The 21904-nt window shown below is 58.4% G+C and carries 22 protein-coding genes; 7 read left to right on the top strand and 15 right to left on the bottom strand.

Features of this window, described 5'->3' with window-relative positions; translation table 11 throughout:
- The first annotated feature begins 200 nt into the window (after positions 1 to 200).
- Entirely contained in the window at positions 201 to 872 is a 672-nt protein-coding gene (rpiA, locus tag GYN01_RS09095; protein WP_048363965.1) for a ribose-5-phosphate isomerase RpiA, read from the top strand.
- A 55-nt stretch (positions 873 to 927) separates the two neighbouring features.
- On the opposite strand, the gene GYN01_RS09090 is transcribed toward rpiA, so the two are convergent.
- Positions 928 to 1149 (bottom strand): DUF1161 domain-containing protein, encoded by a 222-nt coding sequence (locus GYN01_RS09090; RefSeq protein WP_203306918.1) that lies wholly within the window; start codon positions 1147 to 1149, stop codon positions 928 to 930.
- A gap of 120 nt (positions 1150 to 1269) precedes the next feature.
- Positions 1270 to 1485, bottom strand: a complete 216-nt coding sequence (locus GYN01_RS09085) for a dodecin (protein ID WP_048363967.1) — start codon at positions 1483 to 1485, stop codon at positions 1270 to 1272.
- A 156-nt stretch (positions 1486 to 1641) separates the two neighbouring features.
- Here GYN01_RS09085 and GYN01_RS09080 point away from each other — a divergent pair, with 156 nt between their 5' ends.
- Positions 1642 to 1968 carry an ElaB/YgaM/YqjD family protein gene (locus GYN01_RS09080; RefSeq protein ID WP_048363968.1) on the top strand — a complete coding sequence of 109 codons (327 nt, stop codon included), beginning with the start codon at positions 1642 to 1644 and terminating at the stop codon, positions 1966 to 1968.
- Here the strand turns inward: GYN01_RS09080 and GYN01_RS09075 are convergent.
- Positions 1965 to 2861, bottom strand: coding sequence for a LysR family transcriptional regulator (locus GYN01_RS09075; RefSeq protein ID WP_203306917.1), 897 nt, complete (start codon positions 2859 to 2861; stop codon positions 1965 to 1967). The genes GYN01_RS09080 and GYN01_RS09075 overlap by 4 nt on opposite strands.
- A 113-nt stretch (positions 2862 to 2974) precedes the next feature.
- Here GYN01_RS09075 and trpB point away from each other — a divergent pair, with 113 nt between their 5' ends.
- Together trpB and trpA are read left to right on the top strand one after the other, a co-directional pair.
- A complete protein-coding gene (gene trpB / locus GYN01_RS09070; RefSeq protein WP_048363970.1) occupies positions 2975 to 4195 on the top strand; it encodes a tryptophan synthase subunit beta in 1221 nt (406 codons plus the stop codon).
- Positions 4195 to 5001, top strand: a complete 807-nt coding sequence (gene trpA / locus GYN01_RS09065; protein ID WP_203306916.1) for a tryptophan synthase subunit alpha — start codon at positions 4195 to 4197, stop codon at positions 4999 to 5001. Before trpB ends, trpA begins: the two co-directional genes overlap by 1 nt.
- Before the next feature lie 59 nt (positions 5002 to 5060).
- On the opposite strand, the gene GYN01_RS09060 is transcribed toward trpA, so the two are convergent.
- Positions 5061 to 5924 carry a LysR family transcriptional regulator gene (locus GYN01_RS09060; protein ID WP_048363972.1) on the bottom strand — a complete coding sequence of 288 codons (864 nt, stop codon included), beginning with the start codon at positions 5922 to 5924 and terminating at the stop codon, positions 5061 to 5063.
- Positions 5925 to 5940: 16 nt separating this feature from the next.
- Positions 5941 to 8196, bottom strand: a complete 2256-nt coding sequence (locus GYN01_RS09055; RefSeq protein WP_203306915.1) for a heavy metal translocating P-type ATPase — start codon at positions 8194 to 8196, stop codon at positions 5941 to 5943.
- Positions 8197 to 8281: 85 nt separating this feature from the next.
- Here GYN01_RS09055 and cadR point away from each other — a divergent pair, with 85 nt between their 5' ends.
- Positions 8282 to 8731 (top strand): Cd(II)/Pb(II)-responsive transcriptional regulator, encoded by a 450-nt coding sequence (gene cadR / locus GYN01_RS09050; protein ID WP_048363974.1) that lies wholly within the window; start codon positions 8282 to 8284, stop codon positions 8729 to 8731.
- A 54-nt stretch (positions 8732 to 8785) separates the two neighbouring features.
- On the opposite strand, the gene GYN01_RS09045 is transcribed toward cadR, so the two are convergent.
- The 7 genes from GYN01_RS09045 to GYN01_RS09015 form a co-directional block, all read right to left on the bottom strand.
- Positions 8786 to 9430, bottom strand: coding sequence for a methionine ABC transporter permease (locus GYN01_RS09045; RefSeq protein ID WP_048363975.1), 645 nt, complete (start codon positions 9428 to 9430; stop codon positions 8786 to 8788).
- Positions 9420 to 10541 carry a methionine ABC transporter ATP-binding protein gene (locus GYN01_RS09040; protein WP_203306914.1) on the bottom strand — a complete coding sequence of 374 codons (1122 nt, stop codon included), beginning with the start codon at positions 10539 to 10541 and terminating at the stop codon, positions 9420 to 9422. The genes GYN01_RS09045 and GYN01_RS09040 overlap by 11 nt, the downstream gene beginning before the upstream one ends.
- Position 10542: 1 nt before the next feature.
- A complete protein-coding gene (locus GYN01_RS09035; protein ID WP_048363977.1) occupies positions 10543 to 11334 on the bottom strand; it encodes a MetQ/NlpA family ABC transporter substrate-binding protein in 792 nt (263 codons plus the stop codon).
- A 68-nt stretch (positions 11335 to 11402) separates the two neighbouring features.
- A complete protein-coding gene (locus GYN01_RS09030) occupies positions 11403 to 12764 on the bottom strand; it encodes an LLM class flavin-dependent oxidoreductase (protein WP_048402283.1) in 1362 nt (453 codons plus the stop codon).
- Positions 12764 to 13960, bottom strand: a complete 1197-nt coding sequence (locus GYN01_RS09025) for an SfnB family sulfur acquisition oxidoreductase (RefSeq protein ID WP_048402282.1) — start codon at positions 13958 to 13960, stop codon at positions 12764 to 12766. The genes GYN01_RS09030 and GYN01_RS09025 overlap by 1 nt, the downstream gene beginning before the upstream one ends.
- A 14-nt stretch (positions 13961 to 13974) precedes the next feature.
- Positions 13975 to 15216, bottom strand: a complete 1242-nt coding sequence (locus GYN01_RS09020) for an SfnB family sulfur acquisition oxidoreductase (RefSeq protein WP_048402281.1) — start codon at positions 15214 to 15216, stop codon at positions 13975 to 13977.
- A gap of 220 nt (positions 15217 to 15436) precedes the next feature.
- A complete protein-coding gene (locus GYN01_RS09015) occupies positions 15437 to 16201 on the bottom strand; it encodes a hypothetical protein (protein WP_048363981.1) in 765 nt (254 codons plus the stop codon).
- Positions 16202 to 16877: 676 nt separating this feature from the next.
- Here GYN01_RS09015 and GYN01_RS09010 point away from each other — a divergent pair.
- Positions 16878 to 17810 (top strand): SdiA-regulated domain-containing protein, encoded by a 933-nt coding sequence (locus tag GYN01_RS09010; RefSeq protein ID WP_048363982.1) that lies wholly within the window; start codon positions 16878 to 16880, stop codon positions 17808 to 17810.
- A gap of 115 nt (positions 17811 to 17925) precedes the next feature.
- Positions 17926 to 18846, top strand: a complete 921-nt coding sequence (locus GYN01_RS09005; RefSeq protein WP_048402280.1) for an SdiA-regulated domain-containing protein — start codon at positions 17926 to 17928, stop codon at positions 18844 to 18846.
- Here the strand turns inward: GYN01_RS09005 and GYN01_RS09000 are convergent.
- The 3 genes from GYN01_RS09000 to GYN01_RS08990 form a co-directional block, all read right to left on the bottom strand.
- A complete protein-coding gene (locus tag GYN01_RS09000; RefSeq protein ID WP_203307023.1) occupies positions 18840 to 19490 on the bottom strand; it encodes a TetR family transcriptional regulator in 651 nt (216 codons plus the stop codon). The genes GYN01_RS09005 and GYN01_RS09000 overlap by 7 nt on opposite strands.
- A 58-nt stretch (positions 19491 to 19548) precedes the next feature.
- Positions 19549 to 20319 (bottom strand): carbonic anhydrase family protein, encoded by a 771-nt coding sequence (locus GYN01_RS08995; RefSeq protein WP_053221371.1) that lies wholly within the window; start codon positions 20317 to 20319, stop codon positions 19549 to 19551.
- Between the two features lie 199 nt (positions 20320 to 20518).
- Complete coding sequence (locus GYN01_RS08990; protein WP_048363984.1) at positions 20519 to 21895, bottom strand: glutamine synthetase family protein; 1377 nt, start codon at positions 21893 to 21895, stop codon at positions 20519 to 20521.
- Between the last annotated feature and the right edge of the window lie 9 nt (positions 21896 to 21904).

Genomic DNA, 21904 nt, shown 5'->3' with positions numbered 1-21904 from the left:
AGCGTCACTGTGCGAGTTGGCAGGGACCCGGGAGTCTACCCCAGCGTTTACACGGGCGACCATACGAAATGGAAGGTTTATAAAAGCCCCCTCTCCCAAAGGGAGAGGGTTGGGGTGAGGGCAAAGGGTTGCACCACACAGCCGGGCACTTGCCCGTATAATGCCGGCCTTCTGTTTTCCTTCCCGCCCCGGAGCCCGCAATGACCCAGGATCAACTCAAACAGGCCGTCGCCCAAGCGGCGGTCGATTTCATCCTTCCCAAGCTGGATGACAAGAGCATCGTGGGGGTTGGCACCGGCTCCACGGCCAACTGCTTCATCGACGCACTGGCCCAGCACAAGGGCGCGTTTGACGGCGCCGTTGCCAGTTCCGAAGCCACCGCCGCCCGCCTCAAGGGTCACGGCATTCCTGTGTATGAGCTCAACACCGTCAGCGACCTGGAGTTCTATGTAGACGGCGCCGACGAAAGCGACGAAAACCTCAACCTGATCAAGGGCGGTGGTGCAGCCCTGACCCGCGAGAAAATCGTGGCCGCAGTCGCCAAAACCTTTATCTGCATCGCCGACGCCAGCAAGCTGGTGCCGGTGCTGGGCGCCTTCCCGCTGCCAGTCGAAGTGATCCCGATGGCCCGCAGTCACGTGGCCCGCGAGCTGGTCAAGCTGGGCGGCGATCCGGTGTACCGCGAAGGTGTGATCACCGACAACGGCAACATCATCATTGATGTGTTCAACATGCAAATCACCAACCCGGTGGAGCTGGAGCGTCAAATCAACGCCATCGTCGGTGTGGTCACCAACGGCTTGTTCGCCGCGCGACCTGCCGATTTACTGCTGCTGGGCACGCCAGAAGGCGTTAAAACCCTGTCGAAGTAAATTCACAGGTGTAAAAAAGCCGACGCTCAGCGTCGGCTTTTTTGTACGCGTTGGGTTAACCGCGCTTGTAAACGATCTCTTTGGTGTCGCCACCGCAGGTGCCGACCACTTTGCCGTCGGCCGATGCGCCTTTGTCGACGATCTCCAGCGAATAGTGTGCAACGCCTTTGGCGTCAACCTTGGCAGCGATTTCGTTTTTCAGCTCACCACAGTCTTTCGCGGCAAAGGCTGTACTTGCCAGCGTCATCAAGCTGACAGCCACTAAAATCTTCTTCATCCGTCACATCCCCTGTTCAAAACAAATAGGGTGCGCCGCGCTTGCACAGCGTCGCACCCAGACGGTGTAGCGGAGTTTATGGCAAACGGCCAGCCTTTAAGTTCAAAAGGATGGCGTCACTCAGCTGCTGGCGATCCGGAATCCCACCTTGAGGGTCACTTGATAGTGCGCCACTTTGCCGTCCTTGATATGCCCGCGCGTATCGAGCACTTCGAACCATTCCAGGTGCTTGATGCTTTTGTTGGCCTCGGCCAGTGCATTACTGATGGCGTCTTCTATGCTGCTCGGGGACGAGCCTACCAGTTCGATTTTCTTGTAGGTGTGATGGTCAGACATAACGTTCTCCTTTTGTCGTAGGTCAAAGCCTAGCAGCGAATCTGCTCAATACTTGGGAAGCGCCGTGAAAGGAAAAGTTCAGGTTTACTGCACTTTCTGAAAACGGCGCAGTCGGACTTAACACACACAGTCACTCATCAATGCAGGAGAGCCCTAATGGCTAGCAATTCTTTACGTAAAGCCTCATTGCAAAGCATGGAAGCTGAGATCGAGAGCCTGCTTAAGTCTCTGGAAAGCCTCAAGGACGACGCCTCGGACGAGTCTAAAAAGACCCTCAAGGCCCTGAAAGGCAATGCCGAAAACGCGCTGAAACATTCGCGTCACCTGCTCAGCGAAACCTTCGAGGAAGTGAAGGACAAAACCCGCGAAACGGCCATTGCCACCCGCGAATACGCTCAAGAGCATCCGTATGCCACTGCCGGTGTTGCCATCGGTGCACTGGGCCTGTTGGCCGCGTTTTTGATGTGCAAACGCGGTAATTAATCCGCGTCACGCGCAAGCTCAGCCTTGAGCCACTGCGCCAGTTGTCGGGCACGCCCATCTGCGGCGCGCTTGGGCAGCCATAACGCCAGTTGCGCCGGGGTTTGCTTAAAGCCCCACGGCGCAACCAGGCGCCCTGCCTTGAGGTCTTCGGCCACCAACGGTTCAGGGGCGATCGCCACACCCAATCCCGCCACCGCCGCTTCTAGCAAGTAGTACAAGTGCTCAAACCCCTGCCCATAGTTCAACGCTTTCGCGTCGAGCCCATGCTGCTGCGCCCAGCTTGGCCATGCCTGTGGTCGTGACGTGGTGTGCAATAAAGGCTCGCCCAGTAGGGCGCTGGCCGGGGCGTGACACAACTGTTGATAACGGCCCAAGCGTGGGCTGAGCACCGGCCCGATACGTTCGCTGCCCAACGCGTACACGTGCATATCGGCTGGCCACGGTGGCTCGGCAAACACCAGCAACGCATCCAGCCCGGGTTTACGCGGGTCAAGATCACCTTCGCCCGCCGACAAGTGCAGGCGCAGATCCGGCAGGTCTGCATTCAAACGGCCCAGGCGCGGGATAAACCAGCGTGCCAGCAAACTCCCTGAGCACCCCAGAACAAACGGCGCGTCAATATGGCTTTGCGTGAGTTCAGTGCATACGTTGCGCAAACGATCAAACGCTTCGCTGCTGGCATCGCGCAAGCGCACACCCGCCTCGGTGAGCTTCAGGCCGCGGCCTTCTTTGACGAACAAGCTCACGCCCAGATGCTCTTCAAGGACTTTTAGCTGCCGACTGACGGCGCCGTGGGTGACGCTCAATTGCTCGGCCGCCTGGCTGACGCTGCTCAGGCGGGCAGCGGCTTCAAAGGCGCGCAAGGCGTTCAAGGGGGGGAGATCGCGGCTCATGGGATATGTGAGTTTTCCTGACAGGTTGCGGCGATCTTATCGGTTTTCATCCGGGGCTGTCGCGGGTAAAGTCAGGTCCATCGACCTTCGTACCTTTTCAGCTGGAGCGTCCCATGACTCAATCCAACCTGCGTAACGGCCCGGATGCCAATGGCCTGTTCGGCTCATTCGGCGGCCGTTACGTGGCCGAAACCCTGATGCCGTTGATCCTCGATCTGGATCGCGAATACGAGCTGGCCAAAACCGACCCCCAATTCATCAAAGAGCTGGCGTACTTTCAGCGCGACTACGTGGGCCGCCCAAGCCCGCTGTACTTTGCCGAGCGCCTGACCGAGTTCTGCGGCGGTGCAAAAATCTACCTCAAGCGCGAAGAGCTGAACCATACCGGCGCGCACAAAATCAACAACTGCATCGGGCAGATCCTGCTGGCGCGGCGCATGGGCAAAAAGCGCATCATCGCCGAGACTGGCGCGGGCATGCACGGTGTAGCCACCGCCACCGTTGCCGCGCGTTTCGGCCTGCAATGCGTGATCTACATGGGCACCACGGACATCGAGCGCCAGCAAGCCAACGTGTTCCGCATGAAGCTGCTGGGCGCTGAAGTGATCCCGGTCGTGGCCGGCACCGGCACGCTCAAGGACGCGATGAATGAAGCGCTGCGAGATTGGGTGACCAACGTCGACAACACCTTCTACCTGATCGGTACAGTGGCAGGCCCGCACCCGTATCCTGCGATGGTGCGTGATTTCCAGGCCGTGATCGGCAAGGAAACCCGCGAGCAGATGCAAGCCCAGGAAGGCCGCCTGCCGGACAGCCTGGTGGCGTGCATCGGTGGCGGTTCCAATGCGATGGGCCTGTTCCACCCGTTCCTGGATGACACCGGCGTTGAAATCATTGGCGTCGAAGCGGCCGGTTACGGCATCGAGACCGGCAAGCACGCGGCCAGCCTCAATGGCGGCGAACCGGGCGTGCTGCACGGCAACCGCACCTTCCTGTTGCAGGACGACGACGGTCAGATCATCGACGCGCATTCGATTTCTGCGGGCCTCGATTACCCCGGCATTGGCCCGGAACACGCGTGGTTGCACGACATCGGCCGCGTCGAATACACCTCGGTGACCGACAACGAAGCACTCGATGCCTTCCACAAATGCTGCCGTCTTGAAGGCATTATCCCGGCGCTCGAAAGCGCCCACGCACTGGCCGAAGTGTTCAAGCGCGCGCCGACCCTGCCAGCGGATCACTTGATGGTGGTCAACCTGTCGGGCCGAGGCGACAAAGATATGCAAACCGTGATGCATCACGTCGAACAGTCCCAGCAGGAGAAACACTGATGAGCCGCCTGCAGACCCGCTTTGCTGAACTCAAAGAACAAAACCGTGCTGCGTTGGTGACCTTTGTCACGGCGGGCGACCCGGATTACGCCACCTCCCTGGCCATCCTCAAGGGCCTGCCCGCAGCGGGTGCCGATGTGATCGAGCTGGGCATGCCGTTCACTGACCCGATGGCGGATGGCCCGGCAATCCAGCTGGCCAACATTCGCGCGCTGGGAGGCAAGCAAAACCTGGCCAAAACCCTGCAAATGGTGCGCGAGTTCCGTGAAGGCAACAGCGACACACCGCTGGTGCTAATGGGCTATTTCAACCCGATCCACCATTACGGCGTGGCCAAATTCATTGCCGAGGCCAAAGCGTCAGGTGTCGACGGCATGATCGTGGTCGACATGCCGCCCGAGCACAACAGCGAGCTGTGCGACCCGGCACAAGCCGCGGGGCTGGACTTCATTCGCCTGACCACCCCGACCACCGACGATGCACGCCTGCCCAAAGTGCTGACGGGCAGCTCGGGTTTTGTGTATTACGTGTCGGTCGCGGGGGTGACGGGCGCGGGGTCGGCCACCACCGATCAAGTGCGCGAAGCCATTGAGCGTCTGCGTCGCCATACGGACCTGCCCATCAGCGTAGGGTTCGGCATTCGCACCCCGGAACAGGCCGCAGCCATTGCGCGCTTGGCCGATGGCGTGGTGGTGGGTTCGGCCCTGATCGACAAAATCGAAAATGCAGCGACGCCTGAACAGGCCCTGGACGGGGTGTTGAGTCTGTGCGCGGCATTGGCTGAAGGTATACGCACGGCTCGCTAGATCAAAAGCCGCTCACCGTAACCCTCTCCCTTTGGGCGAGGGTCAGGCTGAGGGGCTTTTCAGCACCCCGCCATTTCCTGCGCCAGCCCCAGAAACGCCGCCGGCAAACGTGCCGTTTTTCGCTCCTTGAGGCAGTACAGATACTCGTGGATTACCGGCGCATTCTCCAGCGTCAGTACCCGTAACTGCGGATCGTGCGGCACTTCCTGACGCGCAATGATGCTGATGCCAATGTTGCGCAGTACGGCCTCACGAATCGACTCGCGGCTGCCGATTTCCAGCAGCGGGCCAAATCCAATACCGGCCGTGGCGAGCAATTGTTCCGTCAGTCGGCGGGTGGTCGAGCCTTCTTCACGCATCAACAGGCAATGCCCGGCCAGCGCCGTAAGCGGCACATGATCGAGTGTGGCCAGCGGGTGATTGCGGTGCACGGCCAGCACCAGCGGATCACTGCCCAGCACCCGGCGAATCAGGCGCGGGTCTTCAAGCAATTGTGAGGACGCTGCGATGTCGACGCGGTATTCCTCCAGCGCCTCCAGCACTTGCTGCGAGTTGCCAATGTCCACCGACACGTCGATGTTCGGCAAACGCTCGCGAAAAGCTTTGACCAGGTCGAGGATGTAATACGGCGCGGTGGCCGCGATACGCAATGCGCCCGCACCCTGGCCGCTGTTACGCAAAAAGAACTCGATGTCGGCTTCTTGCTGCAACAGCGCCTTGACCATCGGCATCAAGCGCACACCGTCGTCGGTCAGGGTTAACCGCCGCCCGCCGCGGTAGAACAACTCCACCGCGTATTGGCTTTCAAGCTGGCGCACCTGCGTGGTCACGGTCGGCTGGCTAAGCCCGAGCTTTTTCGCAGCCTGAGTAATGCTGCCCAATTGGGCCACCCGGTAAAACGCTTTCAGCTCGGCACTCAGCACAACGGCCTCTCTTGATCTATTTGCGCAACAGGCGTAACCCGTTGAACACCACCAACAGGCTCACGCCCATGTCGGCAAACACGGCCATCCACATGGTGGCCAAACCGAGGAAGGTTACCGCAAGGAAGATGCCTTTGATGACCAATGCCAAGGCAATGTTCTGTTTGAGGATGCTGGAGGTCTGACGTGACAGGCGGATGAATGCCGGAATTTTGCGCAGATCATCGTCCATCAGGGCGACATCGGCGGTTTCAATCGCGGTATCGGTGCCCGCTGCGGCCATTGCAAACCCGATCTCGGCACGCGCCAGCGCAGGCGCATCATTAATGCCGTCGCCCACCATGCCGACATGATGGCCTTGGGCGTAGAGCGCTTCTATCGCCTTGAGTTTGTCCTCAGGCAGCAAGTTGCCCTGCGCTTCGTCGATACCCACTTGGGCCGCGATGGCCTTGGCGGTGTGCGGGTTATCGCCGGTCAGCATCAGGGTTTTGATCCCCAGCGCATGCAACTCGGCAATGGCTTCGCGGCTTGAGGCTTTAACGGTGTCGGCCACGGCAAACAGCGCCATTGGCCGGGCGTCGTTGCACAGTAGGATCACGGTTTTGCCCTGCTCTTCGAGCGCGAAGAGTTTGGCTTCCAGTTCAGGTGAACACAGGCCCAGCTCCTCAACCATGCGGTGGTTACCCAAGTGGTAGAGCGTGCCGTCGATTTCACCGCGCACGCCGCGACCGGCCAGTGCGGTGAAGTTATCCACAGCGCTCAAGACCCGCTTTTTATCCACAGCCGCATTGGCCACCGCCAGTGACACCGGGTGATCGGAGCGCGAAGCCAGGCTGGCCGCCAGCAGTGCGGCGCTGTCAGCAAGCTGCGGGTCGAGCGGCAGGTAATCGGTTTGCACCGGTTTGCCGTGGGTAATGGTCCCGGTTTTATCCAGTGCCAGGTAATCGAGTTTATGGCCGCTTTCGAGGTAGACCCCGCCTTTGACCAAGATGCCTTTGCGCGCCGCTGCCGCCAGCCCGCTGACGATCGTCACCGGGGTCGAAATCACCAGCGCACACGGGCACGCCACGACCAGCAGCACCAAGGCGCGGTAGATCCAGTCAAACCACAGCTCGCCCATGAACAGCGGCGGGATGACGGCCACGGCCAACGCCAGCACAAACACCACCGGGGTGTAGATTTTGGCGAAGCTGTCGACGAACCGTTGGGTCGGCGCACGGGCGCCCTGGGCCTGCTCAACGGCATGGATGATGCGCGCCAGCGTCGAGTTATTCGCCGCAGCGGTGACGCGATACTCCAAAGACCCCGCCTGATTGATGGTGCCGGCAAACACCTTATCGCCCACGGTTTTTTCAATCGGCAGGCTTTCGCCAGTGATCGGCGCCTGATCGATGGTTGAACTGCCCGAGATCACCTCACCGTCCAGCCCGATGCGTTCGCCGGGCCGCACGCGCACGATGGCCTCAAGCGCGATGTCTTTGACGTCCTGCTCCCGCCAACTGCCGTCCGCCTGTTGCACGGTGGCTTTGTCCGGGGCCATTTGCATCAGGCCGCCGATGGCGTTGCGCGCACGGTCCAGGGATTTGGCTTCGATCAACTCGGCCACGGTGAACAGGAACATCACCATCGCGGCCTCGGGCCATTGACCGATGAGGATGGCGCCCGTCACAGCGATGCTCATCAGGGCGTTGATGTTCAGGTTGCGGTTTTTCAGGGCGATCCAGCCCTTTTTGTAGGTGCCAAGGCCGCCACTGAAAATCGACACCAGCGCCACCAGAGCAATCACCCAGGTCGGCGCGGCATCGGTGAAGTGCAGCACTTCGGCCGCCAACGCGCCCACACCGGACACAGCCAATGGCCACCAATGCTTTTGCACGGTGGGCGCAGGCGCGGTCTCGCTGCCCGACTCCAACGGCTCGGCCTGCATGCCAAGGGACTTGATAGCCGCGACTATCGGGTCGGTAGACGCCAAATCGTGGGTCACGCCGAGTACGCGGTTGATCAGGTTGAATTCCAGCTGCTGCACGCCCGCCAGCTTGCCCAGTTTGTTCTGGATCAGGGTTTGCTCGGTTGGGCAGTCCATCGCTTCGATCCGAAAGCGGCTCAACCGGGCGCCCGCGGTAGGGGTTGCGTCAAATGTGATCACGCTCGGGGCTTGGCCGGCCGAGCAGCAACTGTGGGCATGCGCGGCATGCTCATGCTGTGCGCCGTGATCATGATCGTGATCGTGATCAGCGCCGGGTGTGTGCGGGGTGTGAATGGAATCGCTCATTAGGGTGCGTCCAAAAAGGTGCTTGTTGCCAAGTAAAGACCCTGTAGCCACTATAGGGTCAAGCGACCTTTTGGAGAGATGCGCGATGAAAATCGGTGAACTGGCGAAATTGACCGACTGTCAGGTCGAAACCATCCGTTATTACGAGCGTGAAGGGCTGCTGCCAGAGCCGGCGCGCAGTGAGGGCAATTACCGTTTGTACACGCAGGCGCATGTGGAACGGCTGACATTCATCCGCAACTGCCGCAGCTTGGACATGACCCTCGAAGAAATCCGCAGCCTGCTCAACCTGCGTGACAGCCCGCAGGACCAGTGCGAAAGCGTGAACGCATTGATTGATGAGCACATCCAGCACGTCAAGGCGCGTATCGACGGCTTGTTGGCGTTACAGACGCAACTGCTGGACTTGCGCCAACGGTGCGGTGCAGGGCCTGAAGGTGAGCATTGTGCGATTTTGCAACGTTTGGAAGTCAGCGGCTCGGTGAGCGCCCCCGAAGGTGAGCCGAGTCATGTAGGTCGAAGCCACGGGCATTGAGGGCGAAGGTGTTGACCTTCGCGCACTTAAAAAGGCACCGCAGCCTTGGCCCTATCAACGCTTGTTCAGCACCCGCGCCAAACGATCACCGCCCAGCTGGATGACGGCCACCAGCACCACCAGCAATACAATCACGGTGAGCATGACTTGCGTGTCGAAGCGCTGGTAGCCGTAGCGATAGGCGATGTCGCCCAATCCGCCCGCGCCGATGGCACCTGCCATCGCGGAAGAGTTGATCATGGTCACCAGGGTGATGGTAAAACCGCCCACGATGCCCGGCAGCGCTTCGGGCAGTAGAACGTGCCAGATGATGTGATGGCGTTTGCAGCCCATCGCCTGCGCCGCCTCGATCAGGCCGTGGTCCACTTCGCGCAAGCTGACTTCGGCGATGCGTGCAAAGAACGGTGTGGCGGCCAGGGTCAGCGGCACGACCGCGGCCCACACGCCGTAAGTGGTGCCGACAATCAGTCGGGTAAACGGGATGAGTGCCACCATCAAAATCAGAAACGGGATGGAGCGAAACAGGTTCACGAACGCGCCCAGTGCTTTGTTCAGCGCTGGCGCCTGATAGATGCCGCCCTTGTCGCTGGTGACCAAAATCACGGCCAGTGGAATGCCCAGTACCAGTGCGATGAACGATGACACGCCGACCATCAAAAAGGTGTCGATGACGCCTTGCCACAAACGATCAAATCCCATAGCCCACCACCTCGACCTGTTGTGCCCACGGTTGTGCACGTTTGCGTAACGCTTCGGCGCCCAGTGAGCTGTTGCTCACGCTGACCAGCAGTTGCCCCAGGGCATGGCCTTGTATGTGTTCGACCCCGCCGTGCAGCAGGTGCACCTGCCCGCCCAGGGCGCTGAACAACGCGCCCAGGTCTGGCGCTTGTGCGTGCTGACCGGTGAAGCGCAGGCGCAGAATCACGCTCGATTGCGCCGACAGCGGCTGCGCTGTGATGCGGCTTTGCAGTGCGGGGGGCACGGTGTCCTGCAAGGGCGCGAGCAGGGTTTTACTCACTTCGTGCTGCGGGTCGCCGAACACCTGCCACACCGGGCCTTGCTCGACAATGTGCCCTTGTTCCAGCACCACCACGCGGTGGCAGAGGTCGCGAATCACAGCCATTTCGTGGGTAATCAGGATGATGGTCAGGCCCAGGCGCTGATTGATTTCGCGCAGCAAGCTGAGGATCGATTGCGTGGTCTCTGGATCGAGCGCAGACGTGGCTTCGTCGCACAGCAATATGGCGGGGTTGTGCACCAGCGCGCGGGCGATACCGACGCGTTGTTTCTGCCCGCCTGACAACTGCGCCGGGTAAGCGCCGTGCTTGCCTTGCAGACCGACCAGCTCCAGTAACTCCCGGACCTTTTGCTCACGTTGCAGCTTCGGCACGCCTGCGACCTTGAGTGGCAGCTCAACGTTTTGCCACACGGTTTTGGCCGACATCAGGTTGAAGTGCTGGAAGATCATGCCGGTCTGACGACGCAGCCCCACCAACGCGTTTTCATCGAAGCTGCTGATGTCAGTCTGATCGATCAGCACCCGCCCGCTGCTGGGTTGCTCCAGACGGTTGATGGTGCGGATCAGCGACGATTTGCCCGCGCCGCTGCGGCCAATAATGCCGAATATTTCGCCATGTTGAATCGCCAGGTCGATGCCTTTGAGCGCCGCCACGGGGCCTTGGCGACCGTCATAGGTTTTGCCTACGCCGATGAAACGCACATGGGCACGGCTCAGTTCAGGGTGCAGCTCGGTCTGGGTCGCGTTGGGCGGCGGCTCGTTGAGCTGCACGCGAGCAATGGCTACGCTCATATCAGCCTCCCCAACCCGGTTGGTACAAGGTGCCGTAGGTTTTATCCAGCGACGCTTTGACGACCGGCGAGTGCTGATAAATGTCGACGAATTTGGCGATGCGCGGGTCGTCTTTGTTGTCCGGCTTGATCACAAATTGAATCACGTATTCGGGGTGATCGAGCCCGTCGAACAGCAACGCAGAGCCTGCATCAAACGTTTTGGCCAAGCGGATGTAAGCCGGGTAACCCTGCACCAGATCGGCATCGTCGTAGGCTCGAACCAGTTGCACCGCTTCGACTTGCAGAATCTTGATTTTTTTCGGGTTGGCGATGATGTCGTCTTCGGTGGCCTTGTACCCGACCCCGGGCTTGAGGGTGATCAAACCGGCCTTGGCCAGTAATTGCAGGCCACGTCCGCTGTTGATCGGGTCATTGGCGATGGCCACCGTGGCGCCAACCGGCAACTCATCCAGGCTTTTATATTTTTTGGCGTACAGCCCGATGTTATTGATGATTCCGGGTTTGAACGGCACCAGATCGCTGCCCGCGGCCGCATTGGCATTTTCCAGAAAGGGGATGTGCTGGAAGTAATTGACGTCGATATCACCGGCCGCCAGCGTGGTGTTGGGTGCGATCCAGTCGGTGAACTCCACCAGTTCAACGTTTAGCCCTTGTTTCCCGGCCTCGGCCACCGCCGTTTCCAGCGGGATGGCGAAGGCGGCGGTGGTGCCGACTTTGAGCGGTTTATCGGCTGCATGCGCGAGGCTGCCCAGCAGTCCCAGGGCAAGTACCAGTGCGTATTTTTTGTTCATGGGCGTTATCCGGTCAAAGAGTTCGAAAGCCGCAGCCGCTGACGCAGCCTGCGCCAGCGGCTGGGGGGTTAAGCGTTATGGCGGTAGTGGGCGCCGGTATGCCGTGCCGGCAGATGCGCATCACCTTCGCTAAACAGTTTTTGGCGCAAGCTGCCACTGTCATAGGCCGTTTTGTACGCACCCCGGCGTTGCAGTTCAGGGATCACCAGGTCGATGAAATCGACGTAGCTTTCAGGGGTGACGATGCGAGTCAGGTTGAAGCCGTCCAGCCCGGTTTCTTCAATCCATGACTCCAGCTCATCGGCGACCTGCTCTGGCGAACCCACCACCGTCATGTAGCGCCCGCCCAGTGCGTGTTGGTCGAGTAATTTACGGCGCGTCCAGTCGTTGTTTTGCAGCACTTGGGTGGCTGACTGGATGGCGTTGCTTTTCACGTACTGGATCGGTTCGTCCAATTCGTAGTCCGCAAAATCGATGCCGGTGGAGCTGGCAAAGTGCGCCACGCCCGCTTCGGCGCTGGCGTAGCTCAGGTATTCCTCGCGTTTGGCCTGCGCCTGAGCGGGGGTGGGGGCGACGATCACGTTAAGGCCCATGAACAATTTGATGTCGTCAGGGTTGCGCCCGGCCGCCACCGCGCTGGCGCGCACTTTGTCGACCTGGGTTTTGGTCGCAGCCTTGGTTTGGCCGCTGATAAACACGCATTCGGCATGGCGCCCGGCAAACGCCAGCCCGCGCTCGGAGCTGCCCGCCTGAAACAGCACCGGAGTGCGCTGCGGTGACGGCTCGCACAGGTGATAGCCCTGCACCTGATAGAACTCGCCGTCGTGTTGAACTTTGTGCACTTTGTCGGGCTGGGCGTAGATACGTTGTGCCGGGTCGTTAAGCACGGCGCCGTTCTCCCAACTGCCTTCCCACAGTTTGTAGAGCACCTCCAGGTATTCGTCGGCCTGGTCATAACGGCGGTCGTGCTCGACTTGCTCTTTGAGGCCCATGGCCTTGGCGGCGCTGTCGAGGTAGCCGGTGACAATGTTCCAGCCCACGCGTCCACGGCTCAGGTGGTCCAGCGTCGACATGCGACGTGCGAACAAATACGGCGGCTCGTAAGTCAGGTTCGCGGTCAGGCCAAAACCGAGGTTTTTAGTGACGGCAGCCATGGCTGAAACCAACAGCAACGGGTCGTTGACCGGCAGTTGGATCGACTCTTTGAGCGGCACCTGCACCGAGTTCTGGTACACGTCGTAGACGCCCACTATGTCGGCGATAAACAGCCCGTCAAACAGCCCGCGCTCCAGTAACTGCGCAAGCTCGGTCCAGTATTCGAGGGTGTTGAATTGTGTGGAGTTGTCGCGCGGGTGTGTCCACAACCCGTGGTTGATATGGCCAATGCAATTCATGTTGAAGGCATTGAGCAGGATTTTCTTTTTGGCCATCAGATGGTCCCCCGCAGTGGCGGGTTTTCATCGTTGAGGTAGTAGTTACCTATCGCGTGGTACTTCCAGCGCACCGGGTCATGCAAGGTGTGCACCCGGGCGTTACGCCAGTGACGATCCAAGCCATGTTCGGCCAGCGTGGCCTGACTGCCCGCCAGTTCAAACAGCGTGCTGCCCGCTGCCAGGGAGATTTCAGTGCTGATGGCGCGCGCTTCGGCCACGGCAATGGAGGCTGCCGCGACGGTGCTGGCGTTCGGGTCGGCCTGGGCAATGTCGAGAAACTCCCCGGCGCGTTCCAGCAAGGCTTCGGCGGCGCTCAGGCGTACGCTCAAATGGCCGAAGCTTTTTAGGGTCAAGGGGTCTTCGCTGGCGATATCGGTGGTGGCGTCGATCCAGGGCCGGGTTTTGGTGCGCACAAAGTGCAACGCATCTTCAAAGGCGGCACGGGCGATACCGGTGTCGATGGCGGCATGAAGGATTTGCGCCAGCGGCCCGACCGTGGTGGGACGTTCGAATGCACTCTGGAAAGGCACTACGTCTTCGGCGGCCACAAAAACGTTGTCCAGCACCACTGAACCGCTGCCTGTGGTGCGCTGGCCAAAGCCGCTCCAGTCATCAATGATGCTCAGGCCCTCGCTGTCGCGGGGTACGAACGCCAAGTGCTGCACGCCGTCGTCGTCCACCACCAGCGTGGGGATGCGTTGCGCATACAGCGCACCCGTGGCGTAGAACTTGCGACCGGTAATGCGAAAGCCGTGTTCGGCCTTGGCCAGATGGGTGGTGCGTTCATGAGCATTTTTAGTGCCCAGTTCAGCCAGTGCATTACCGAAGCGCTCGCCCGCCAGCACCTGGGCATACAGGCGTTGCTTTTGTTGCGGGCGACCATTTACCCGCAGCACTTCGAGGGCATAAAAGTGGTTTTGCGGGATTTGCCCCAGCGAACTGTCGGCGGCCGAAATCAACGCAATGACTTGGGCCAGCGTGGTGTTGGAAACCCCGGCGCCACCGTAAGCCTTGGGCACGGAAATGCCCCACAGTCCGGTGTGGGAAAACAGTTCGAGTTCATCGTGCGGCAAGCGCCGTTCACGGTCGCGCAGTGCGCTGTCGCGCTTCAACACGGCGGCCAGCTCATGGGCGACCTTCAGGGCCTCGGCGTCGCTGTGCAGCACCGGGACCTGTTTGGATGTCAGTGACATGGTGTTCTCCAGCGTCAGATCCAGGAATGCCGGGCAGGCAAGGTGCCGTTAAGGCGATACGCACCGATGGCGTGGTATTTCCAGCGCACCGGGTCGTGCAAGGTATGCACGCGGGCGTTGCGCCAGTGCCGGTCAAGGTTGAATTCGGCGAGGCTGGCGCGGCTACCGGCCAGTTCGAAGAGCTTTTCACTGGCCAATAGCGACAGTTCAGTGCTCAGCACCTTGGCCTCGGCCACCGCAATCGAAGCGCGTGCCGCCGCTTGGGCGTCTATCGGCTTTGCGCTGACTTCATCCAGCACACGGCCCGCTTTGCGCAGCAGCGCATGGGCGGCGTGCAGTTCAATGCTTAGCTTGCCGATGTCGGCAATCACATAAGGGTCATCGCTGTTGCGCTCAACCTTGGCATCAATCCAGGGACGTGAGCGTTCGCGTACAAAACTGAGGGTGTCGGCAATGGCCTCGCGGGCGATACCCAAGTCGATGGCTGCCTGGATCAATTGCGAGACTGCGCCCTGAATGTTGGGGCTTTCGTTGATGCGCCAGTTGTCGACGACCAGGTCGGCGTCTACGCGCACATCATTGAGCAACACGGTGCCGCTGGCGGTCGTGCGTTGGCCAAAACCTGACCAGTCATCCACTACGCGCAAGCCCGGCGTGCCGCGTCGTACAAAGGCAATCACTTGTTTGCCGTCTTCGTTCAGCGCTTTGACGGCAATCCAGTGGGCGAAAAGTGCACCGGTTGAGTAAAACTTCTGGCCGTTAATGACGAACTCGTCGCCATCCGTGGTGATGCGGGCTTTGAGGTCGAGGGTGTTTTTACTGCCGCGCTCAGGCCCGGCATTACCGATGCGCCAGCCTTGCAGCACGCTGCTGAACAATTGCTCTTTTTGGGCGTGGGTGGCCGTGCTCTGGATCAGGTTAAGAATGCCCACCTGGTTTTGCGGGATTTGCCCCAACGCCGGATCAGCGGCCGAAATGATGGCGAAGACTTCGGCCAAGGTGACGTAAGACACCTGAGGCCCACCGAATTCACGGGGGATAGAAATACTGCCCAGCCCGCTTTGCGTGAACGCCTCAAGCTGTGACCAGGGCAACTTGCGTTGCTGATCGCGCTTGGCCGCGTGTTCGCGGGCCACGCCAGCCAGGGCATGCGCGGCTTGAAGGGCTTCGTTGTCGTTGCGCAGGACATGCGCTGATAACAACAAGGGCGCGACATCGTGGTCGCTTTGCAAATGTGCATTAGCCAAGTTAGACATCAGTACCGCTCCTTGGCTGCACTCAATGCCCTGGCGTTACGCACAAGGGTGATTGTGTTACTGACCATACCTACCTCGCATCTCAGGGAAGCGCCGTGTAAGCGGCGCGAATAAACGCTAGAGAGTCCGGTGGTCCGGTCTATATACCCTAATCGAGTATAAAAATTTAAAGAACTAACTTTTAGGAATATGAATAGACCTTTCTTTCAGCCCGTTACGGCTAGTCTCGCCAATTGGGCCTGGGTTCAGCGACGCGCAGTAACGCATTGGACGACGGGTTTACGTAGCGCCTGTTAGCACCCACCTTGAGCGTGCGTGCTGGCGCCCAACGTGAGTTATTACCGACGCGGTCAATGACGCAGTAGGTGACTTCCAGTTTGGCGTCTTCCCCGGCTTCCAGAATGATGTCGGGCGGCACGAACACGTTGACGGCCTTGCCGATGTCCTCTCGGCGCAATTTGGGCACGTCCATGCGTATATCCCCCCACATCAAGGTAATGGCATCGTCGATTGCCATGTTGGGGTAGGGCTCAATGATCAGGGGCACACCGCGTTTCATTTGGCTGGCATTGACCCCATACCGCTGGATGGGGCCTGGAATCCCCACCGGTGCAAGCCCTTGATTTTCTTCGCCGATGGCTTTGCCGCCGGGGCAATCAAGTTTAACCAACACCTTGAGTTGGGCTGAAAGAGCAGGACTGCTGCCGATATGCATCACGCGGTAATAGAGTCGCGCCGAGCCATTTTGAATAAAACTTTCGGGCACTCTTAGCTGGCAGGGTTGGCCGATATCAGACTTCACAAGTTGCCGTGAAGTTACATAGCAGCCGTCCCAGAACAATTCGATCAGGTCACCTTCTTCCATATCTAAGTAGGGCGGTACGGTAATAAATAGCTGCTCGGCGGCCCGGGCACAAATCAGCGGCTTATTAGTTTGATAAAGAGCGGGGGGTGCGAGTTTATTGGCGTGCGAGGTGAAAGGCATATGAACTCCGAAATCATTAATTTAATAAATGGCCGCGCACACCAGAGCGGGCGGTTCTCTAGTGGAAGTCAGGAGCTAGGCGCCTTCGTCTCTGAGTGCGCGTGATCGATGCCGTCCGCTCAATACAGGTGCTTGTGCAGCGCCGGTAAGTTCGAGCGTAGGCCGATCTGTTTTATTAGATAAGAGGCTGGATGGAGGAGTGTCAAGTTTGAAGTTGGTGAATACACATGTCGTCTTATTATTCAGAAAGATCCTACCGGGCGGGCGGTGGAACCGGAAAATAATTATCCCGGTCGACATTTGTTATCTCAATGCCTGCACCTAATTAAATAGGTGGGCGGTGCAAGTCGATGTGCAAAGTGCAATATATTTAGAGTGGCCTAGTTTCTGGCGGCGTAAGCGTAGAGAAGTTGTCACGTAGAGGGGAAAAGTTTCCTACGTTAAATTTATATTTTTCGGTGCATAGCGTTCTGGTTGTCATCTTTAATACGCTGGCGGCACATGGCTCAGTGCCATTATTTGGCTTTTTTCGGGTTTCCTCTAGTCTTGCGGGCTGCGCGTGGCGCTTTTGCCATTAATTTCACATTCAGTCTGCATAATGCCTCTTGCCTGAGCAGCCTGCGTAACCTGTTTGTGTTACTCAGACGTAGCAAAAATTTTCTGGAAGAGCACATCAATGGCCACCGATCCTCTGCTGACCCCATCTGTCCGCCAACCTTCTCGCTTCTCGTTGCGCTGGTATTACTGGCTTTTATTGTTGGCAGCATTGCTTTACGGCGTGGCGGCCGTCATGCACTGGGATGATCGGGGTGCATTGTGGGTATTGGAGCGGTTTGAAAGCAGCGGCGAGCAGAGCGAAAGCGTCTGGCTGCCCGATTACACGGCGGTCATCGATGCCAAGCCTTTGCCCGGCATGGAGAAGGACGAAGCCTCCGATCTGGCGTATTCCCCACTCAGCAAAACATTGTTTTCGGTCATGGGCAAAAACCCTTTCCTGGTCGAGCTGACACTTGAGGGTGATGTGTTACGCAAAATTCCTCTGGTGGGCTGGAGTAACCCGGAAGGTCTGACAGTCATGGAGAACGGGCTGTTGGCCATCGTTGATGAACGTGAACATTTGTTGACGATTGTGAAGGTCGATGCCAACACCAAAAGCTTGAACATTGCCGATTTCCCCAAGTACAACCTGGGTGTTTCCAAGGATCAGAACAAAGCATTCGAAGCCATTGCCTGGGACCCGCGTCGCCAACAATTATTACTCGGTGAAGAGCGTCCACCTGCCATGTTTGTCTGGAAGAGTGATGGCAGTCAGGTTCTCACGGGTAACAAACAAAAAGTGCCCAGTGATGAGCTTGATCTGCGCAACCTCTCGGCATTGAGCATTGATCCTCGCACCGGCCACACCCTGGTGCTCTCAGCAGACTCGCACCTGTTGCTCGAACTGGATGAACTGGGCGAACAAGTCAGCTTTATGACGTTGCTGGGCGGTTTCAATGGCCTTAAAAACACCATTCCTCGTGCCGAAGGCGTGGCCATTGATGAGCACGGCACGTTGTACATGGTGAGTGAGCCGAACCTGTTTTATCGATTCGAGAAGGCACCCAAATAAGCTGGGGCTAATGTAGGAATGTTCTTAAAGGCGCAGAGGGGGTGTTGTGGATTAAGGTTTAATTCATACAGCCGTGGTATCTACACGGCCTGATCTGATTGTGAGTCATGCCCCCATGCGCCGTGCCAGCCGTTCGACCGTGTTTTTCATTAGCCTGCTGCTCGTGGTTTTTGTAGCAGGCGGGTTTGCTGCACAACATTACCGCTTGTTCGAGCGCACCTGGTTCAATGCCCGCCAACTCTGGGAGCCTATGGACCCCAACGCGATCAACCTGGGTGAGTATCGTGCTGTGCTGCAAGGCCAGATAATCGAAGGGCTTGAGGATGATGTGTCTGCTCTCACCTACGATCCGTTACGAAAAACCCTGTTTACAGTCACCAACCAGAAAGCCGAGCTGATTGAACTCTCCTTGGACGGCAAGGTTTTGCGCCGTATCCCGTTGATCGGGTTTGGTGATGCAGAGGCCGTGGAGTTCATTGGCCCCGACACCTACGTCATCACCGACGAGCGCCAGCAGCGACTGATCAAAGTGCATGTAGATGACGCTACGCATTCCCTGGATGCCGCTGATGCAGAGCAATTGATCCTTGGTATCAATCTGTCGGGCAACAAGGGCTTTGAAGGGCTGGCGTATGACTCGGCGGGCAAACGGCTGTTTGTCGCCAAGGAACGTGATCCCATGCTGATTTATGAAGTACGCGGCTTTCCTCAAGCTAACCCGCAACAGCCGTATGCGACTCACGTGGTGAATAATCCACGGCGTGATTCGCGATTATTCGTACGTGACTTGTCGAGTTTGCAGTTCGATGAGCGCAGCGGTCATTTACTGGCGTTGTCGGATGAGTCCAAGTTGCTGATTGAACTGGACGTCGAAGGGCGCCCGATCAGTACTTTGTCGTTGAAGAAAGGTCGGCATGGCTTAAAGAAGTCAGTCCCGCAAGCCGAAGGCATTGCGATGGACGATGAAGGCACGGTCTACGTGGTCAGTGAGCCGAATCTGTTTTATGTGTTCAAAAAGCCCGCGCCCGATCAGTGATCGCACGGCGCAGGCACTTCTCGTTTAGGTAAATAGGGCGGTAAGTAGAGGGCCAGATAAGCCTCGAAAACCCGCATGCCTTCTTCGGCCATGCGTGGGGTAATGCTGGCGTGAAGCTGAATGGAGCGCGCATAGACCCGGTCGCCCAGCTCCATTGCCAGCGCAAAAACATCCACGTCATGGGGCAAGGCAGGCAGTTCAAAGTGGCGTGAAAACAATGCCTGCAATTGCTGGCCCAGCTCCAGATCGTGTTGACGGTCAGCCTGGGTCACTTCCGTCAGGCCGTGCTGGGCCAGAATCAGCTGCCTGGCAGCTCCATCCTCGTTGTAAATCCTTAGCATGCGTTGCTCAGCCTGACGCGCCAGGTTTCGCCAGCTGTTGAGGTGCTGATGTGCCACAGGTGCTTGCAGGCAAGCGCGGAAGGCGGCGTGTATGTCTGCGGTCAGCGCCTCAAGCAAGGCGGGCACATTGTTGAAGAAGTGATACACCGAAGAGGGTGGGATTTTTGCGCGCTCAGCCACGCTGTAAATCGAAAGACTGGCCACGCCTTCTGTCGCCAGCAGTGTGCGGGCGGCGTTCAATATGGTGTCGATTCGAGCCTGGCTGCGTGCGCGGGCCTTGCGAGGTGTAGCGCGTGAAGTCACGGGGGCCGTCATGGGTCTCTCCTGCGGGCAGCAGGCATTGTACGAGCCGGATAGTCGGTTAGCCACCGACCCGAACCGAGCGGTTGCGCGCAGGGTGCGCCGGCCGCCTGTGCGCAGGGAGTATCAATTGGAAGGCGTGCAGTTGCGCATCCGATACTTCCATCGGGGTCTTGAGAATATGCCAGTTAATGCCTTCAATGCCGGGCTGCGCGGACATTGATTCTTTATAGGCGTAGTACTTACGCTGTTGTGGAAGCAGTTGAGCGATATCGAATTTCCCCAAAACAAATGCATCGCCCTTATGACGCGGCATTACGGCGAGTAACTGTGCAAGATTGGCGTTTTCCTGGCCTCTTTTGAAGACGATGGCGACCACAGCCACTTCGCCGGTTGAACTTCTATGCACCAGATGCGCGACCAGCGGGTAGCTGCGACCCTTTATGAGGTCAACTCCAGGCAGATGAAAATGCAACTGCACAAAATCGTAGGACTTGGCCCCCAATGTGAGGTGTCCCTTCATTTCAGTCCTGACTTCCAGGGTGTGGCCAATGTGCTTAACCGTTGCTGGCCCTGGACTGTATCGCGTGACCAGTTCGGGCAGATGAGCGCGCAGTGAATGCTTGATGTTGATAGGTGACTGCAACTCTCCACACCCGCACGGCGCCCCTTCGGGGGACTGCTGCGAGCAATCGTCGGCCTTGGCAGGCGTCGTAAAGTGCCAAGGTTGCTCCTCAGACAGTGCGCTGTGATAAACAAACATGCCAATCAACAAAATGACCGCCGCGAGGCGATGGTGTTTTGTGTAGGGGAGCTTTTTAGCGATAGGCATGTAAGTGCGGTCCGGTAAAGATGGCTGAGCACCCTGCGTGTGGCTCAATAAGCCGATCATCTTGGGAGCTCGGAGTACTTTTATATGTAGGTTTTTTCCTGAGTTCTTGTGGACAGCGACGTAAAAGAGGAAAGAAAAAAGCCACAAAAAAACGCCGCTGGCTTTAAGGCCAGCGGCGTTTTTTTAGAGCAGCAATCGTTTACACGGTATGCAAGTACCAGTTGTATTCGAGGTCGGAGATGGAGTGTTCAAACTCTTCCAGCTCGCTCTCTTTACAGGCCACAAAGATATCGATGTATTTAGGGTCGATGTATTTGGCCATGACTTCGCTGTCATCCAGCTCACGCAGTGCATCGCGCAGGTTGTTTGGCAGGCTTTGCTCGTTCTGCTCGTAGCTGTTGCCTTCGACCGGAGCACCCGGCTCGATCTTGTTGGTCAGCCCGTGGTGAATACCGGCCAACACAGACGCCATCAACAGATACGGGTTGGCATCGGCACCGGCTACCCGATGTTCGATGCGCACAGCATCAGACGAACCGGTCGGTACGCGGATAGCCACCGTACGGTTATCCAGGCCCCAGCATGGCGAGTTCGGCACATAAAACTGAGCACCGAAACGACGGTACGAGTTGACGTTAGGGCATAGGAACGCCATCTGCGCCGGTAGGGTCTCCAGCACACCGCCGATCGCGTGACGCAATGCGGCGTTCTGCTCGGGATCCTCGCTGGCAAAAATGTTTTTGCCTTCTTTGTCCAGAATCGAGATATGTACGTGTAGTCCGTTGCCCGCCTGGCCTGGGTAAGGCTTGGCCATGAACGTGGTATCCATCTCATGGTCGTAGGCGATGTTTTTAATCAGGCGTTTGAGCAGTACCGCGTAGTCGCAGGCCTTGATCGGGTCGGCAACGTGGTGCAGGTTCACTTCGAACTGCGCCGGGGCACTTTCTTTAACGATAGCGTCAGCCGGGATGCCTTGCTCTTTCGCACCTTCCAGAATGTCCTGGAGGCAATCGACGTATTCGTCGAGGTCGTCGATCAGGTACACCTGAGTCGAGTGCGGGCGTTTGCCGGAGATCGGCGAGCGCGGAGGTTGCGGGCGACCGTTCACGTTCTCCTGGTCGATCAGGTAGAACTCAAGTTCGAAAGCGGCGCAGATGGTCAGGCCAAGCTCGTCAAATTTAGTAACAACTTGACGCAGCACTTCGCGCGGGTCGGCGAAGAAAGGTTCACCTTCAAGTTCGTGCATGGTCATCAGCAATTGCGCGGTAGGGCGCTTTTGCCACGGCTCGTTGCACAGGGTGTCAGGGATTGGATAACAGATTCGGTCTGCGTCGCCGATGTCCAGACCCAGACCGGTGCTTTCCACCGTTGAGCCATTGATATCCAGAGCAAATAGAGAGGCTGGCAGGTTGATGCCTTTCTCGTAAACCTTGTGGAGGCTGGTGCGTTCAATGCGCTTACCGCGCACTACACCATTCATATCCGCAATTAGAAGGTCAACGTACAGAACCTCAGGATGTTCCTTAAGGAACGCGTTCGCTTCATTCAGCTGAACGGCACGCGGGGGTACCGACATGATGCAACA

This window comes from Pseudomonas weihenstephanensis (assembly GCF_016812185.1).
Taxonomy (GTDB): Bacteria; Pseudomonadota; Gammaproteobacteria; order Pseudomonadales; family Pseudomonadaceae; genus Aquipseudomonas; species Aquipseudomonas weihenstephanensis.
This window is presented reverse-complemented; position numbering and strand designations above follow the sequence as displayed.

Coding starts and splice junctions, on each gene's coding strand:
- rpiA (WP_048363965.1), top strand. CDS start 201: ATGACCCAGGATCAACTCAAACAGGCCGTCGCCCAAGCGGCGGTCGAT.
- GYN01_RS09090 (WP_203306918.1), bottom strand. CDS start 1,149: ATGAAGAAGATTTTAGTGGCTGTCAGCTTGATGACGCTGGCAAGTACA.
- GYN01_RS09085 (WP_048363967.1), bottom strand. CDS start 1,485: ATGTCTGACCATCACACCTACAAGAAAATCGAACTGGTAGGCTCGTCC.
- GYN01_RS09080 (WP_048363968.1), top strand. CDS start 1,642: ATGGCTAGCAATTCTTTACGTAAAGCCTCATTGCAAAGCATGGAAGCT.
- GYN01_RS09075 (WP_203306917.1), bottom strand. CDS start 2,861: ATGAGCCGCGATCTCCCCCCCTTGAACGCCTTGCGCGCCTTTGAAGCC.
- trpB (WP_048363970.1), top strand. CDS start 2,975: ATGACTCAATCCAACCTGCGTAACGGCCCGGATGCCAATGGCCTGTTC.
- trpA (WP_203306916.1), top strand. CDS start 4,195: ATGAGCCGCCTGCAGACCCGCTTTGCTGAACTCAAAGAACAAAACCGT.
- GYN01_RS09055 (WP_203306915.1), bottom strand. CDS start 8,196: ATGAGCGATTCCATTCACACCCCGCACACACCCGGCGCTGATCACGAT.
- cadR (WP_048363974.1), top strand. CDS start 8,282: ATGAAAATCGGTGAACTGGCGAAATTGACCGACTGTCAGGTCGAAACC.
- GYN01_RS09045 (WP_048363975.1), bottom strand. CDS start 9,430: ATGGGATTTGATCGTTTGTGGCAAGGCGTCATCGACACCTTTTTGATG.
- GYN01_RS09040 (WP_203306914.1), bottom strand. CDS start 10,541: ATGAGCGTAGCCATTGCTCGCGTGCAGCTCAACGAGCCGCCGCCCAAC.
- GYN01_RS09035 (WP_048363977.1), bottom strand. CDS start 11,334: ATGAACAAAAAATACGCACTGGTACTTGCCCTGGGACTGCTGGGCAGC.
- GYN01_RS09030 (WP_048402283.1), bottom strand. CDS start 12,764: ATGGCCAAAAAGAAAATCCTGCTCAATGCCTTCAACATGAATTGCATT.
- GYN01_RS09025 (WP_048402282.1), bottom strand. CDS start 13,960: ATGTCACTGACATCCAAACAGGTCCCGGTGCTGCACAGCGACGCCGAG.
- GYN01_RS09020 (WP_048402281.1), bottom strand. CDS start 15,216: ATGTCTAACTTGGCTAATGCACATTTGCAAAGCGACCACGATGTCGCG.
- GYN01_RS09015 (WP_048363981.1), bottom strand. CDS start 16,201: ATGCCTTTCACCTCGCACGCCAATAAACTCGCACCCCCCGCTCTTTAT.
- GYN01_RS09010 (WP_048363982.1), top strand. CDS start 16,878: ATGGCCACCGATCCTCTGCTGACCCCATCTGTCCGCCAACCTTCTCGC.
- GYN01_RS09005 (WP_048402280.1), top strand. CDS start 17,926: ATGCGCCGTGCCAGCCGTTCGACCGTGTTTTTCATTAGCCTGCTGCTC.
- GYN01_RS08995 (WP_053221371.1), bottom strand. CDS start 20,319: ATGCCTATCGCTAAAAAGCTCCCCTACACAAAACACCATCGCCTCGCG.
- GYN01_RS08990 (WP_048363984.1), bottom strand. CDS start 21,895: ATGTCGGTACCCCCGCGTGCCGTTCAGCTGAATGAAGCGAACGCGTTC.